This window comes from Halomonas binhaiensis, from assembly GCF_008329985.2.
Taxonomy (GTDB): domain Bacteria; phylum Pseudomonadota; class Gammaproteobacteria; order Pseudomonadales; family Halomonadaceae; genus Halomonas; species Halomonas binhaiensis.
On the sequence record NZ_CP038437.2, the window covers coordinates 1,449,517 to 1,463,482 of the forward strand.

General features: G+C 57.0%; 14 protein-coding genes. 5 read left to right on the forward strand and 9 right to left on the reverse strand.

The window, feature by feature from the left end; all coding sequences use genetic code 11:
- Positions 1-177 precede the first annotated feature (177 nt).
- The 4 genes from E4T21_RS06285 to madM all read left to right on the forward strand — a co-directional run bounded on the left by E4T21_RS06285 (position 178) and on the right by madM (position 4,574).
- Positions 178-1,536: a malonyl-CoA decarboxylase gene (locus E4T21_RS06285; protein ID WP_149287071.1), complete on the forward strand. Its 1,359-nt coding sequence runs from the start codon at positions 178-180 to the stop codon at positions 1,534-1,536.
- Positions 1,537-1,670: 134 nt separating this feature from the next.
- Positions 1,671-3,209 carry a malonate--CoA ligase gene (locus E4T21_RS06290; RefSeq protein WP_149284198.1) on the forward strand — a complete coding sequence of 513 codons (1,539 nt, stop codon included), beginning with the start codon at positions 1,671-1,673 and terminating at the stop codon, positions 3,207-3,209.
- Between the two features lie 202 nt (positions 3,210-3,411).
- The gene (madL, locus tag E4T21_RS06295; protein ID WP_149284199.1) at positions 3,412-3,813 is read left to right on the forward strand and encodes a malonate transporter subunit MadL; all 402 of its coding nucleotides are present in this window, start codon (positions 3,412-3,414) and stop codon (positions 3,811-3,813) included.
- Positions 3,810-4,574, forward strand: coding sequence for a malonate transporter subunit MadM (gene madM, locus E4T21_RS06300; protein WP_240349306.1), 765 nt, complete (start codon positions 3,810-3,812; stop codon positions 4,572-4,574). Before madL ends, madM begins: the two co-directional genes overlap by 4 nt.
- A 79-nt stretch (positions 4,575-4,653) precedes the next feature.
- Here madM and E4T21_RS06305 read toward each other — a convergent pair whose 3' ends face one another.
- The 5 genes from E4T21_RS06305 to E4T21_RS06325 all read right to left on the reverse strand — a co-directional run bounded on the left by E4T21_RS06305 (position 4,654) and on the right by E4T21_RS06325 (position 9,167).
- Positions 4,654-5,640, reverse strand: a complete 987-nt coding sequence (locus E4T21_RS06305; RefSeq protein WP_205423466.1) for an APC family permease — start codon at positions 5,638-5,640, stop codon at positions 4,654-4,656.
- A gap of 11 nt (positions 5,641-5,651) precedes the next feature.
- On the reverse strand, positions 5,652-6,014 hold the full coding sequence (locus tag E4T21_RS21540) for an APC family permease (protein WP_205423467.1): 363 nt from the start codon (positions 6,012-6,014) through the stop codon (positions 5,652-5,654).
- Between the two features lie 211 nt (positions 6,015-6,225).
- Positions 6,226-7,257: a histone deacetylase family protein gene (locus E4T21_RS06315; RefSeq protein WP_149284200.1), complete on the reverse strand. Its 1,032-nt coding sequence runs from the start codon at positions 7,255-7,257 to the stop codon at positions 6,226-6,228.
- A gap of 306 nt (positions 7,258-7,563) precedes the next feature.
- Positions 7,564-8,589 carry an ester cyclase gene (locus E4T21_RS06320; RefSeq protein ID WP_149284201.1) on the reverse strand — a complete coding sequence of 342 codons (1,026 nt, stop codon included), beginning with the start codon at positions 8,587-8,589 and terminating at the stop codon, positions 7,564-7,566.
- Complete coding sequence (locus tag E4T21_RS06325) at positions 8,586-9,167, reverse strand: ester cyclase (RefSeq protein ID WP_149284202.1); 582 nt, start codon at positions 9,165-9,167, stop codon at positions 8,586-8,588. Before E4T21_RS06325 ends, E4T21_RS06320 begins: the two co-directional genes overlap by 4 nt.
- 154 nt (positions 9,168-9,321) lie before the next feature.
- On the opposite strand from E4T21_RS06325, the gene E4T21_RS06330 reads away from it, so the two are divergent.
- A complete protein-coding gene (locus tag E4T21_RS06330) occupies positions 9,322-10,188 on the forward strand; it encodes a helix-turn-helix domain-containing protein (RefSeq protein WP_149284203.1) in 867 nt (288 codons plus the stop codon).
- 79 nt (positions 10,189-10,267) lie between these two features.
- Here E4T21_RS06330 and E4T21_RS06335 read toward each other — a convergent pair whose 3' ends face one another.
- The 4 genes from E4T21_RS06335 to E4T21_RS06350 all read right to left on the reverse strand — a co-directional run bounded on the left by E4T21_RS06335 (position 10,268) and on the right by E4T21_RS06350 (position 13,953).
- On the reverse strand, positions 10,268-11,281 hold the full coding sequence (locus E4T21_RS06335) for a nuclear transport factor 2 family protein (protein WP_149284204.1): 1,014 nt from the start codon (positions 11,279-11,281) through the stop codon (positions 10,268-10,270).
- Between the two features lie 113 nt (positions 11,282-11,394).
- On the reverse strand, positions 11,395-12,465 hold the full coding sequence (locus tag E4T21_RS06340) for a porin (protein ID WP_149284205.1): 1,071 nt from the start codon (positions 12,463-12,465) through the stop codon (positions 11,395-11,397).
- A gap of 54 nt (positions 12,466-12,519) precedes the next feature.
- Complete coding sequence (locus E4T21_RS06345; RefSeq protein WP_149284206.1) at positions 12,520-13,218, reverse strand: RraA family protein; 699 nt, start codon at positions 13,216-13,218, stop codon at positions 12,520-12,522.
- 9 nt (positions 13,219-13,227) lie between these two features.
- Entirely contained in the window at positions 13,228-13,953 is a 726-nt protein-coding gene (locus E4T21_RS06350; RefSeq protein WP_149284207.1) for an alpha/beta fold hydrolase, read from the reverse strand.
- Positions 13,954-13,966 lie beyond the last annotated feature (13 nt).

The following is a 13,966-nucleotide window of genomic DNA, read 5'->3' on the forward strand; positions in this document are numbered from 1 at the left end:
CTCATGAATGCCACGACCGCAGAAATGCGGTTGTGGCATTTGACCTATGTATATGTAGACACCATCTGTTATATATAACACTGTGTGCTGAAGTATTCCTTTGGTGATGGCTCTCGACAGTCAGGCAGTGTCGACCTGGCTCCGATGGCTGGCGCAGCGAGGTGCCACGACATGAATATGAACATGAAGTTTCTGCAGGATCTGTTGTCACGTGCTGCCAGGCGGGCTCGTGAACAGACATCCATCGCGACATATCGACGAGGGGGGAGCGGGGAGTCGCCGCTGACCCAGTTGAGCGCTGCCTGTCATGCTCTGATGAACAGTAATGGGGAGGCCTCGAGCATCCTGGTGGCCCAGCAGGCGCTGGAACGCTATGCGGAGCTGTCGGAGGAGGAGCGGGTGGCGTTCTTCACCTTGCTGGCAGATCAGTACGCTGCTGATCCTGATGCCGTGCATGGTGCCTATGAGGCTTACCGTGAGGACTCAGGTAATGCCAACCTGCAACGCCTGTTTGCCGCCTGTGAGCCGGCTCGCCAGAACTTGCTGCGGCGTCTCAATCTTTCACCTGGCGCCACTATCGAACTGGTCAGGATGCGCGCAGACCTGCTGGGACTACTCAAGCAGCATCCAGAGCTGGCACCGCTGGATGCCGATTTCGCCCACCTGTTTGCTTCCTGGTTCAACCGTGGCTTCCTGGTGCTGGAAAACATCGACTGGAATACGCCGGCCGCGGTACTGGAGAAGGTCATCCAGTATGAAGCTGTCCACGAGATCCACGACTGGGATGACCTGCGCCGGCGGCTCGGTCCGCAGGATCGACGTTGCTACGCTTTCTTCCACCCCGCTGCCGGGGACGAACCGCTGATCTTCGTGGAGGTCGCCTTGTGTCGGGGAATTCCCGACAACATCCAGGGAATTCTCGCTTCTTCGCAAGCGCTGCATCCTGATGAAGCCGACACAGCGGTGTTCTACAGCATCAGCAACTGCCAGCGTGGGTTGAAGGGCGTCTCCTTTGGCAACTTCCTGATCAAGCAGGTCGTGCAGGAGCTCAAGCGTGAGCTGCCCAACCTCAAGGAATTCGTCACCCTGTCGCCGGTGCCGGGGTTTGCCGGTTGGCTCGAGGCACAATGCAGTGAAGGTCAGGTCACTTTGTCCGAACAGACCGAATCGGCCCTCAAGGAACAGGGTTGGAACACGGATGAAGAACGTTGCAAGACGTTGAATACAGAACTGATGCCGCTGGCCGCTCGCTACTTCCTCGAAGCCAAGCATCGTAGCGGGCAGCCGCTGGATCCTGTGGCACGTTTTCACTTGGGCAATGGTGCCAGTCTGTACCGACTGAACTGGCTTGGAGATACCTCAGCCAAAGGGCTGCGCCAGGCTCACGGCCTGATGGTCAACTACCGCTATCAGCCTGATCAGATCGAGCAGAATCACGAAGCCTATAGCCGAGAGGGCAGTGTCATCTGCTCGTCAGACATTCGCCGCCTGGCAACGCGTAATAAGTCGCGCCGTCATGAGCGAGTTGATGCTTGATGCTGCGCATATCGTCCGATTCTGACTATTTCATTTTTCGCCATTTTCACTTTCAACTAGTGCTTACCTCCAAGTGCTGACCGCCAATGATCGTCTACCTTTGACGATCACCTACTTTCAGTAGTGAGATCATCATGAACCATAACCTTTATCTGCAGTTTCTCCCGCATTTTGAGCATCAACCGGACAAGTGCCTGATCGATACACTGGATGGCAAGCGCTATCGCTATGCCGATGTGCTGGCGACGTCGCAGCGTCTGGCTTCAGTGCTGTTCGAACTTGGTGTTCAACCTGGCGACCGTGTTGCGGTGCAGGTCGACAAGAGTCCGCAGGTCGTCATGCTGTATCTGGCATGTCTGCAGGTAGGGGCGGTATATCTGCCGTTGAATACCGGCTATACCGAAGCCGAGATCGAGTATTTCCTCAGTGATGCAGAGCCGCAGCTCTATGTGTGCACGCCGGCTCAACTGGCCCAGGCACAGAGCTATAGTCAACGGGGGCTGGTGGTCGAGGTCGAGAGCCTTGGCACCCAGGAGGATGGCAGCCTGATGGAGCGTGCCGAGTCCGCGCAACCCACCACGGATGTCGCTCAGCTTGAGGGCAAGGATCTGGCGGCCATTCTGTATACCTCCGGCACGACGGGACGTGCCAAGGGTGCCATGTTGAGCCATGCCAACCTGGCCTCGAACAGCCGTTCTCTGGTGGAAGCCTGGCGCTATACCGCTGATGACCATCTGCTGCATGCTCTGCCGATCTTCCACACCCATGGCCTGTTCGTGGCCTGCAACGTGACCCTGACAGCCGGGGCCTCGATGACGTTCATGCCGCGCCTGGACATCGATGCGCTGCTGGAGCGAATGCCCAAGGCCACAGTGCTCATGGGGGTGCCGACCTTCTATACCCGTCTGTTGCAGTCACCGCGCCTGGACCACGATGTGGTGCGCAACATGCGTCTGTTCGTGTCAGGTTCGGCTCCGCTGCTGGCAGAGACTCACGAAGACTTCCAGGCTCGCACAGGGCACGCCATTCTCGAGCGCTATGGCATGACCGAAACCAACATGAATACTTCCAACCCCTACGATGGCGCACGCCGTCCAGGCACGGTCGGTATGCCTTTGCCCGGCGTCGAGGTACGCATCACCGATCGGGAAAGTGGAGCTGAACTGTCTCAGGGGGAAACCGGGCTGGTCGAAGTGCGCGGCCCCAACGTGTTCCAGGGCTACTGGCGGATGCCGGAGAAGACGCGCAGCGAATTCCGCGATGATGGTTTCTTCATTACCGGAGACCTGGGCTGTATCGATGACCAGGGCTATCTGAACATCGTGGGCCGTGACAAGGACCTGGTGATCTCGGGTGGCTATAACGTCTATCCGAAAGAAGTCGAGCAACTCATCGACGAGCTTCCTGGTGTTCTGGAGTCGGCGGTCATCGGAGTGCCTCACCCTGACCTGGGCGAGGGGGTTACCGCAGTCGTGGTACCGCAGGGCAACAACACCCTGAATGAACAGGACATCATCGCCAGCCTGGAAGGACAGTTGGCGCGCTACAAGCAGCCGCGTCGTGTGTTCTTCATCGACAGCCTGCCGCGCAATGTCATGGGCAAGGTACAGAAGAACCAGCTCCGTGACCGCTACGCGGACATCTATCAGCCGCAGAAGGAGGCGACTTCCTGACCGTTGGCTGGTATCGACAAGGAGCAGGTACTGAAAACAGCATGGTGATATTACCTGCTCCTTTCCCCTGACCGAGACGCTTTGCCAAACAAGGACCCGCAGTTCAAGGACGAGAAGTACAAGCACGCCAAGAAACGCGCTCATGAGGTGACCGACAAACGTTACGTCTCCTCACCAATAACGACAAATAGAGAGAATTCCCATGGTGATATACGGAGTCGCCCTGCTCGCAGGGTGCATGATGATCGGCCTGATCATCGGCGATCTGCTAGGCCAATTGCTGGGCATCGGTGCCAACCTCGGTGGTGTCGGCATTGCCATGCTGCTGCTCATCTTTATCACTAGCTGGCTCAAGGATCATGACAGGTTGCCCGAAGCGACGGTTTCGGGAATCAATTTCTGGAATGCCATGTACATTCCCATCGTGGTGGCCATGGCCGCCAGCCAGAACGTTGCAGCCGCTTTCAGTGGCGGGCTGGTTGCCTTGCTGGCAGGTGTACTGGCCGTGGTACTCGGCTTGCTGCTGGTACCGGTGATCGCAGGAAAGACAAGCGACGAGGAAAGTCGTCGTTCTCTGGCGGCAGCCACCGAGGGGGATGAATGATGCTGGAATCACTGATCGAGCTGTTCGACAAATATCATCTTGTTGCTGCCTTCGCCATCATCGGCCTGGCCATGTATGCCGCGTACTGGGTGAGTGCACGCTTTACCCGTGGCAAGTTGCATGGTTCTGCCATTGCCATCCTGATTGGCCTGCTGCTGGCCTGGGTGGGGGGCGTGGTCACGGGGGGCAAGCATGGATTGGCGGACATCAGCCTGTTCTCCGGTCTGGGGTTGATGGGCGGAGGCATGCTGCGTGATCTGGCGATTATCGCAACGGCCTATGGTGTGCAGTTCAGCGAAATCCGCAAGGCGGGGGTTCGTGGTGTCGTGGCGCTGTTCGCTGGGGTGATCGTGTCCTTCGTGGCTGGCGGTGCGGTCGCTGTTGCATTCGGCTATACCGACCCGGTGGATATCACGACCATCGGTGCTGGCGCCGTGACTTACATTGTCGGGCCCGTGACCGGTGCAACGCTGGGAGCAAGTTCTGAAGTCATTGCTCTGTCGATTGCCGCCGGGCTGGTCAAGTCGATCCTGGTCATGGTAGTGACGCCGATGAGTGCACGCATGATCGGGCTGGATAATCCACGTTCTGCGATGATCTTTGGTGGCCTGATTGGCACGACCAGTGGCGTAGCGGCGGGGCTGGCGGCCACTGACGCACGCCTGGTGCCTTATGGGGCCATGACGGCGACGTTCTACACCGGCCTGGGTATTCTGCTCGCGCCTACCTTGCTGTTCCTGGCGGTCCGCGCCCTGGTGTGACGTTCTCTGCAGGAAAACCTGAATGGCTGACGGAGCGTCATATGACGCCCCGTCAGCCGTTTGAGAGCAGGAGGTTGAATTACACTTCCTTGAGTTCCAGGTCAGGCACCTCGTACTTGAACATGCGCGTCAGGTAGAGCAGGTATGCGAAGCCGCATGCCACCCAGGTCAGCCCCACTTGAAAAGTGTTGCCGGACAGGCTGCTCCATAGCCAGATGGTCAACAGAAAACCGATGCTGGGCATCACGCCGTAGCGCAGCAGGTGCTTGGGTTGCAACAGGTGCTCGTCGACCAGGTAGTGCTTGATCACGGATAGATTGACGAAAGAGAACGCCACCAAGGCACCGAAACTGATCATGGTTGCGGCCAGTTCCAGGCTGATGGCCAGGGCGAGCAGGGAAATGGCACCGACGATCAGTGTTGAACCCAATGGGGTACCGTAGCGCCTGCTGATGACGGCAAACCAGCCCGGCAACACATGATCGCGCCCCATGGCATAGAGAATGCGTGACACGCTGGCCTGGGAGGCCATGGCCGAGGCGAAACAGCCGGCAACATAGGCTGCCGTGAAGAAAGTGACCAGCAGGGTGCCGCCGACCCGACGCATGACATCCACGGCTGCCGAATCGGCACTGCCGAAGTTGGCATAGTCCGGAAATGCCAAATGGCTGATGTAGGACGCGAGGATGAACAGCGTGCCGCCGATCACGGTGCACAACATGATGGCACGCGGAATATCGCGCTTGGGCTGGCGGGTTTCCTCGCTCAGGGTCGATACGGCATCAAAGCCCAGGAAGGACAGGCACAGAATGGCCGCACCACCGACAATGGTTGGCCACTGCAGTGACTCGCTGTAGAACGGTGCCAGCAGAGAAGGGGCTTCATCACTGCCGATGGCACTGAATGACATGGCAATGAAGGTGGCGAGGAAGATGAACTGGAAGGCGATGATGATCAGGTTCATGCGCGCCACCAGCTTGATCCCCAGGACATTGAGCAGGGTGACCATGGCGATGGCGCCCAGCACCCAGACATATTGGTCGACGGCGGGAAAGTATTCCTTCATGTAAATGCCGATCACCGATAGTTGATCATGGGCAGGAAGATGTAATCCAGCAGCAGCGCCCAGCCCACCATGAAGCCGATACGCCCGCCAAAGGCGCGCCGGGTGTAGGTGTAGGCCGATCCCGCTGCCGGGTAATGTTCGACCATGCGGCCATAGCTGTAGGCGGTGAAGAACATGGCGGCCAAGGTAATGACATAGGCCAGGGGAACATGTCCCTGGGTGGTTTCGGTGACGACGCCATAGGTCGTGAACACGGTGAGCGGGACCATGTAGGCGAGGCCGAAGAACACCAGGGCTGGCAGGCCGAGAATACGCTTGAGGTCACTGTCGCCTGTATAGGCCGGGGGCAATGTCGAGGTTTTTTGCTGTGTCATATGCCAGTACCTGTTGTTGTGGTGGTGATGTCAGGTGACATTGGTGATTGCTGGCAGGTGCTTTTTTCTTGTCTTCTTAATTCCTTACTTCTTGGGCTTGGTGTGTTGCTGTATCGATATCTGTCTTCAGGGCGCTGCGTCGAGGGTCTGAGGGAAATGGGGCGGGGCGCTGATGCAGGGCCCCGTCTCTTAATGGCGATCTTGGGTTGGTTCAGGCGTTATCGAAACCCTTGAGCACATTGACGGCATTGATGCCGATCTCTTCCACGGCGTAGCCACCTTCCATGACGAACAGGGTAGGAAGGCCAAGTTCGTGAATGCGGCGTCCTATATCGAGATAATCCGGGCTCTTGAGCTTGAATGAGCTGATCGGATCGTTCTCGAAGGTATCCACACCCAGTGCGATGATCAGCAGTTCGGGAGCAAAGTCGCGTATGCGAGCCTTGGCCTGTTCCAGGTGCTTCGACCAGGTGGCATAGTCGGTACCGCTGGGCAGCGGGTAATTGACGTTATAGCCCGTGCCATTGCTTTCTCCCGTTTCTTCGGCAAAGCCGAGGAAGTAGGGGAATTCATCCATGGGGTCACCATGTAACGAAAGCGTCAGTACATCATTGCGCGTATAGAAGATGTCCTGGGTGCCGTTGCCGTGATGGAAGTCGATATCCAGGATGGCGACCCGCTGGCGACCTTGATCACGTGCACGTTGTGCGGCAACTGCCACATTGTTGATGAAGCAGTAACCACCAAACTGATCGACAGCGGCGTGATGCCCAGGCGGGCGGCACAAAGCGAAGGCGCTTTCGCCGCTGGTGAGGACGTGATCCAGGGCGGTGAGGGCGATGTCCTTGCTCAGCAGGGCTGAAGTGAAGCTGTCGGCATTGATGGACGTTTCCCCCGCCAGCGCATAATAGCCCAGGCGAGCTTCGATATTGCGCGGCAGGTGCCGACCGGGCATGCGTCGTGATGGCCAGATATTGGGGATGGCTTCGCCTTCATGGCCATCGGTTTTCCATTGCTCCCATGCTCCGCGCAGGAACTCGATATAGTCACGGTCGTGAATGGCCAGCACCGGCGCCAGGTCGTAGGATTGCGGTGCACGAATTTCGCCCAATTGCTCCTGGCGGGCGCGCTCGATGATGTAATCGACCCGTTCGGGGCACTCGAAAGGGGCAACCAGTTGGCCACCGCACAACTCGGTCTGGGTGCGGCGGTCGCGGGTCTTGTCACTATGAATGATCAGCATGGCAGTCTGCTTCCTTGGAGGAGGTGCCGTATTATTCTGAGGCAGACGTGATCACACGTCAGTAACCAGTCTACGCCGTGAGCCAGGAAGGCCCATCGCATAAAAGGGGTACTCCAAGGGGGTGAAGACCCCAGTATGCAGAAAAGCGGGTGGGTGACGTCATACAACCTGGCAAGCGGCAGCCGGGCGCCCGAATGACACACCAGGAATGTCGTCAGTCATTCGAGACCAGGTATCTAGAAGCATGACCGGGGAAGGGGGCCGTGAATGGTGCCTAGGTCAAACGACGGCCCCGGAATGATATTCCTATCGATCTGGAAACCGCACCCGGTGGCCTGCAGTCAGTTCACGCATCCGGGACAGCACATCTACGCCTATCTGATCAAAGACGTCGAGAAGGTCCACAAGTACCCAATTTTCGCGAATCTGGTCCTTCTCACAGCGCCAAAAGTCGAGACTACGCAAGGTCACTCTTTGCCCGGAAGGTGCAATGCCAAGCCAGCCGTCTTGGCTGATAGTGGCTTCCAAGGCTGGCCAGCCGAATAGTCCGACATAGTCGTTGTCGGCAAACATGACGTCTGCGCCAAGGGAACGTCGATCAGGCATCCCTGCCAGAAAAGGTTTTTGATGCCAGTTGCGAAACCCCGTGATTCGCCTGCCCGAGCCGATTCCTGCGGGACCATACCAGACCATCCGGGGATGCCAGTAATGCTCCAGGTTCATGGCTTCCACGCCGCCCTGGGCATACTGGCCGAGGGCGTTGAGCATGTCGCTGACCAGTTTTAAGCTCTTGGCAGTACGTATCTCGTCTCTGGGTCCGGTGATCAGGCCATCCTGAGTAGCCGGTCCCGGAACCAGGAATTCTCGACCCAGGCTAGGGCCCATTGGCCAAGCGTTGGCCTGCATCATGAGCTCCGGGATATCCCAGAGGGCGCGCATTTCGACGATGCGATCGTCCTCGAGGCGAAAGAACTCGGCATAACGCATGGTGACGATGTGCTGAGTCGGTGGAATGTCCAGCCAGGGTCGCTCAAAGACACCCGTGTAGAAACCGGCGCAGCCGATCCAGTGCTGATCGTTATCGCCGCCCCCGATGGTAATGTAGTCCCGGCGCTCAAGATCGGGAATGGCTGCTATCAGAGGAGCATAACCTCGCTCATGCAGTGCCTGGGGGCCGACCATCTCGCCGAGAGGGTGGGCCAGGTGGATGGCACAGTCCGGCGCAAAAAGTTTCTCCAATTGTTCAGGCAAGGCATCAGTATTGGTGTCATACAGGGCCTCACGCAGTCTTGTGATGGTCATCTTGTTACGTGTATGAATGTCTGGACTCATGCTGGCTTCTCTTCATTGGGTCGTGTCTCTTTAGCCATGTGCTGGCGTGATGGTTGGCGATGGTCTGCCGGTAGATAACTGCTGTCATAGCGTTCCCAGCCATGCCCGTCAAAGGGATCAACACCGAGTTGCTGCATGACAGAGGGAAAATCGACCATCACCCAGTTATCGACGATCTTTCCATTCACCACTTTCCAGAAGTCCATGTAGCGGATTTCGACTCGCTTGCCAGTTGGAGCGATCCCCATAAACTCACCCGTATGAATGGCTTCCTGGTGCCCGAAAGCGGCACACCATTCCCCCTGAACCACTCGAGCTTCGTCGATACATACCTTGTTGGAAAAGGCCGCCTGAAAAGGGCGTTGCCAGTGATTCTGGAATTCTGTTAGCCCCTGCTTGAAACCGCAGCCGGCATTACCCATCCAGCGAAAGGAGTCGCTGAAAAAGCGTCCCATGCCGTCGATATCGTGGTCATTGAGCCCCTCAACCATGGCTTCGATAGTGGCCATGGTCTCTTCTCTTCTGGAGAGATCATTGTCCCGGGTCAATCGGGCTTGTAGTGGGTGTACACCAGCCATATGGTAAGGCTCCTTCTAGCCAGGGATAGTGCTGCCAGTCTAAGTTCGCCTACCTGGTTAGCCCATGTCACAATCACCTCCATACATGTATATTTACACTCCTCGCGGCACGCTGCCTCGCCAATATTTCCTCGATGACTTATCGTGGTGAATCATGATCGATGCCCCCAGTCTCCCCGCCGATGCCTCCTTGAATTACCGAGTCGATTGGTCGGCTCATGGAAGTGATCATTGTGTGGCAACGGGGTGGAGAGTGCTGCCACACTGGGTGGTTCTGCATATTCTGGAAGGGACTTATCACTGCGAATGGCGTGATGCGAGACAACAAGGTCGAGTCTCGGCGACTAACGGGGAGGTCTTGCTGGTTCCTGCTGGCATGCGGCATGCCTTGACCTTTGAGCCCGGTACGGCGGCAGACGGGCTGCATATCACTTTCAACCTGTACCATAGTCTGGATGTGTTTTCTTTCTACCGTGTTCCCTGGGTAGTGCTCGATGCTCCTGGCGTCGATGTCGCTGACGCTACCCGAAATCTGACAGCCTTACTGGAGACAGATCAGGGCATAGGGGTAGGTATCTTGGCCGCTCGCCATACAGCGGCTTACCACTTTCTTCAGCAGGTACTGGCGGTGTCCAGTGAACTGCCTGAGCGAGAATGGCGCTTATTTGCTCTCGGTCGTCTACAGAGTTCTCTACAACTGATTGAGATGCGTCTTGAGCGGCCGCCGACGATTGGACAACTGGCCGAGCATTGCGCGTTGTCGCGCAACCGTTTCGGAGAACTTTTCAAAATGACCCTTGGGGTGACACCCAAGCAGTATATCGATCAACAACGCCTGAATCGTGCGATGTCATTACTGGTCCACAGCGACCAGGCCATTGCCGAAATCGCTGCAAGATTGGGTTTTTGTGACCCTTATCATTTCAGCAAGCGCTTCAAGCAGCTTACGGGGGAGACACCTAGCCGCTATCGGTGCCAGGTGCGCAAATCCCTTGCGCTTGTGCTTCCTGTCACGCGATAGCAAGTATCAGATAGACGAATTATCACGTCACCCTGATGGTCGACATAAGGAGTAGGGCGTAGACGAGCTCTGTCGGGAACTATGAACCGCCGACGGTTAGGTCGGCCGTGCGTTTGAGAATGTCCAGTCCCTGCTGCTTCAGCCAGTATGGCAAGTCAATGAATACCCAGTTCTCGGCCAACTTGTCACCTTCGCGGCGATAGATATCTACTACTCGCATATCGGCGCGAATATTGTTTCCAGGCAGCCCCAAAAAACCTCCCACGGGCGTATTGGTGAGGTTCGGCCAGCCAAAGAAGCCTGCGTAGTTGCCTTCGGCGAAACGCGCGATGTGGCCATTGAATACCTTGCCTTTGAGGCCTGTACGAAACGGTAGTTGATGCTGCTCCTGATAGCGGGGAATGGTATAGGTAGCCCCGATCCCTGCAGGGCCATACCAGATCATGTTGTCGTGCCAGGTGCGTGCCAATAATTCTGGGGGTGGCAGGTCATTACCGCTCTGGTTGAGGGCGGAGAGGTCATCGACCATACGATTGACCAGGGCTAGCGTCTTCTCTCCTTCGGCGGTGTCTTGCGCCTCGAATAAAAGGCCATCGTGTGTTCGTGGGCCGGGATAGAGAAAGGCTGCACCTGTCTGGGGTGGTAGAGGGTTGATCCCAGCCTGATGCATCACGCCGATGATGTCGCAGAAAAAACCACTGCGAACAATCTTTCCGTTTTCGATGCAGTGGAAATCCGCATAGCGTAGAAACCCCATGCGCCTGGTGGCAGGAATGCCTAGCCATGGGCTGTCCCGCAGCCCCATGAAATGTCCCATACTGACCACCCAGGCGCTGCCATCACTGGCGTTGGTGCCGGCAAAAAATACATCCTGCCGCCGTTGGACCGATGACCAGGACTGTAAGAAAGGTTTCCAGAAGGCCTCGGCCACGGCCTTTGCGCCCCACTGTTCTTCAAATGGGTGAACACCGCGCCAGTGATAATTGGGCGCAGTATAGGCACTGAGGACGTCACTGACATTATCGACCGAAGCCATTTCCAGGTCGTGATAAAGATTGAGGATCAGGGTCTTGTTGTCTTGATGTGGTGTCATGATGTTTCCAGGGGTGGAGGAGCGCAACCGAGTCTGACCGCTAAAGACATCAGGCTCGATGTGTCATATCCAAATGTACTACGTATGCAGGCAGCAAGAAGAAAACCACATATTCAGAAATAGTAGCGAATTCCCAGACTCCATTCGTCTTCGCCATTGCGGTAACCGAGGCCATCCCAATTGTTGCCGTGATTGTCCTGATACTCACCCCATACCAGGAATTTATCCTTCGTGAAGTGATACTCCAGGCCATAGATGTAAGTCAGGCGATGATAGCCATGACTTCGTTCGCCGGTATCCCCCAGCCAGTTGAAGTTGAAGGTGGGGCGCCAGCCGTTGGCAAAATGATAGTGGGTATATCCCTGAACGCCCAGAGCATCATAGAATTGGCCGTTTTCAGCGATCTCCCAATTTTCGCTGTAGCCTAAATTGACTGCGGCATGTGCGTTGTCGGTCTGGTACTTGAGGCCAGTGAGCCACAGCCTGGCCTTGTCGCCCGATTCTACACCCGCCCCAGTTGTCACCTCGTCATAGGTATTCTGGTAGTAGGCGATGCCAGTTTCGAGATGCTCAGCAAGTAGATAGCGTAATGATCCACCGATTCCGTTGGTGAGGTCAGCCTCGATGCCATAACCCAAGTCTTCATCGGAGCGACGTCCCTGGTACTGAAGCCCTAGCTTCCAATCACCAAACTCTTTTCGCCAAGCCACGGCTTGATCTGCTCGACCAGCACCACTGGTCTGGCCCCAGTCACGATAGTTGTAAACCCCGAAGGCGCGGCTACCATACTGGCGCCCCATGTCGGTCCACCAGCCCACATCGTAGATGACTCCCCACAGCTTTCCCCCCGTCAACTTGCCAAAGCGAACATGGTCGAAGCCCGCATACAGCAAGCGTTGTTCAGCATGAGGATGATCGTCATAGTCATCTTCTGTAAGGTAAAGCCCCCACTCGCCTTCGGCGATGAAATCCAGTTCATCATTGATTGCCTGTTTAACGGCCAGAGCCCAGCGGGTCGATCCGGTGTCCCAGATGTGTGTGTCATCCTGAAAGGTGTTGTAGCGGACCTCAATCCGGCCATCGAAGGTCAGTTCAGTATCGGTGTCATGATAGAGGTCGAACGCATGAGCTGAGGATAGATAAAAAGGGGATAGCAACCCCAAGGCAAGGGTCAGTCGCTTCATTATGGTATTCCTGTTGTTATGGGTTGTTCAGGAAGGGGGGGAGTATCAGTGCCGCTAGACGCGACGCTTCTCGAAGGTCTCCCAGGCCTCGAGGAGCCTGTCAAAATTGAAGTCAGATGCTCTGGCACTGGTCAGTAATTCCTGTTCAGCGCCGACGATGCGCCCGATGGCATCGGGTAATGCAATAGCTTCTTCCGTGGTCAGCCGCACCGCCCCATGGCGATCGGCATGCAGCAGGTCTCCGGGGGCCACTTGCATCCCGAAAACCTCTACGGGCTCATCCACGGCGGTCACCCGAACAAAGGCATGGGAAGGTCCAATCCTTCCTCCCAGTACAGTGAAACCGGGTTCCAGGTCGTCCAGGTCTCGAATGACTCCGTTGGTCAACACACCATTCACACCAAGCCGTTTATGCAGGCAGGTATTGACCTCGCCCCAGTAGGCTCCCACAGCGTCTTCGCCATCTTCGTCTTCGATCACCATCAGGCTATCGTTGGGGCTTTCCGCTACGTAGCGATAGTATTCAATGCGTCGCTGGCGGATGACCGATGCGTCTTCTGTAGGTCGAGTCAAGGCACGAATCTTGGCGCAGCGCGCATAACCCACCAATGGGCTAGCGCTGGGGTCGGCAGCCACCAGTGGCCTGCGTGTGAATCCCTCGGCGCTGCGAGTGCCGCGCACCAGATCCAAGGCGTTGGCCACGGTCGGGGTATCGTAACGACGCAGTTCGTTTAATAGTTTTGTATTCACCATTGTTTTCTCCTAGCGTTGGGCGCGGGGCATACGATCGAGCCAGCGCGATAAAGCTTCGCTGACAAGATCAGGGGCTTGCAGGGTGGTGAGATGTCCGGCGCCACTGAGGACCACCAATTCGGCATTGGGGATCTGATTGGCCATGTAGATATGGCGAGACGGTGGACATAGCCGGTCTCCATCGCCGCACAGGATTAAGGTCGGCTGTGTAATGACCGCGAGGTTGGCGCTGCCGTCGGGCCGGTCGCGCAGAGCCAGGGCTTGGCGGCGGAATGTTTCGAAACCACTACGTTCGGCCATGGCTACCACCAGCGCGCTGTGCTCAATCTCTTCGGCCTTGCCCTTTGCTGGGTACAAGGGCGCCAGTACCTCCCTGGCATAGCGAGCAATGCCCATTTCCTTCGCCTGAGCGATGTCATCGATCCTTTGCGCCTGGCGCTCGGGAGTCTCGGCGAAAGGGTTGGTACCGAGCAGCGCCAGGCGATCAACGCGCTCAGAGGCCTGACGCAGGATCGAGAGTGCCAGGATGCCCCCCATGGATAGCCCTGCCAGGCTGAATTGTCGCCAAGGCACCTGGTCGAGAATGTCTCGCGCCAAGGCATCCAGGTCGTCGCTGGTGTCGATTCGTGGCACCAGGATGTCCGCCCGCTCGCTGAGGGCCTCGACCTGAGGACCCCAGAGGCGTTCGTCGCAGAGAGTGCCAGGAATTAATAGAAGAGGTATCGGCGCTTTCATGAAGTGCTCCCCA

What these genes read in the sequence shown, in the direction of transcription:
- E4T21_RS21540 (WP_205423467.1), bottom strand. Translation starts at nt 6,014, where the DNA reads ATGACACAGCAAAAAACCTCGACATTGCCCCCGGCCTATACAGGCGAC.
- E4T21_RS06315 (WP_149284200.1), bottom strand. Translation starts at nt 7,257, where the DNA reads ATGCTGATCATTCATAGTGACAAGACCCGCGACCGCCGCACCCAGACC.
- E4T21_RS06285 (WP_149287071.1), top strand. Translation starts at nt 178, where the DNA reads ATGAACATGAAGTTTCTGCAGGATCTGTTGTCACGTGCTGCCAGGCGG.
- E4T21_RS06325 (WP_149284202.1), bottom strand. Translation starts at nt 9,167, where the DNA reads ATGGCTGGTGTACACCCACTACAAGCCCGATTGACCCGGGACAATGAT.
- E4T21_RS06345 (WP_149284206.1), bottom strand. Translation starts at nt 13,218, where the DNA reads ATGGTGAATACAAAACTATTAAACGAACTGCGTCGTTACGATACCCCG.
- E4T21_RS06350 (WP_149284207.1), bottom strand. Translation starts at nt 13,953, where the DNA reads ATGAAAGCGCCGATACCTCTTCTATTAATTCCTGGCACTCTCTGCGAC.
- E4T21_RS06340 (WP_149284205.1), bottom strand. Translation starts at nt 12,465, where the DNA reads ATGAAGCGACTGACCCTTGCCTTGGGGTTGCTATCCCCTTTTTATCTA.
- madM (WP_240349306.1), top strand. Translation starts at nt 3,810, where the DNA reads ATGATGCTGGAATCACTGATCGAGCTGTTCGACAAATATCATCTTGTT.
- E4T21_RS06305 (WP_205423466.1), bottom strand. Translation starts at nt 5,640, where the DNA reads ATGAAGGAATACTTTCCCGCCGTCGACCAATATGTCTGGGTGCTGGGC.
- E4T21_RS06335 (WP_149284204.1), bottom strand. Translation starts at nt 11,281, where the DNA reads ATGACACCACATCAAGACAACAAGACCCTGATCCTCAATCTTTATCAC.
- E4T21_RS06330 (WP_149284203.1), top strand. Translation starts at nt 9,322, where the DNA reads ATGATCGATGCCCCCAGTCTCCCCGCCGATGCCTCCTTGAATTACCGA.
- E4T21_RS06320 (WP_149284201.1), bottom strand. Translation starts at nt 8,589, where the DNA reads ATGAGTCCAGACATTCATACACGTAACAAGATGACCATCACAAGACTG.
- madL (WP_149284199.1), top strand. Translation starts at nt 3,412, where the DNA reads ATGGTGATATACGGAGTCGCCCTGCTCGCAGGGTGCATGATGATCGGC.
- E4T21_RS06290 (WP_149284198.1), top strand. Translation starts at nt 1,671, where the DNA reads ATGAACCATAACCTTTATCTGCAGTTTCTCCCGCATTTTGAGCATCAA.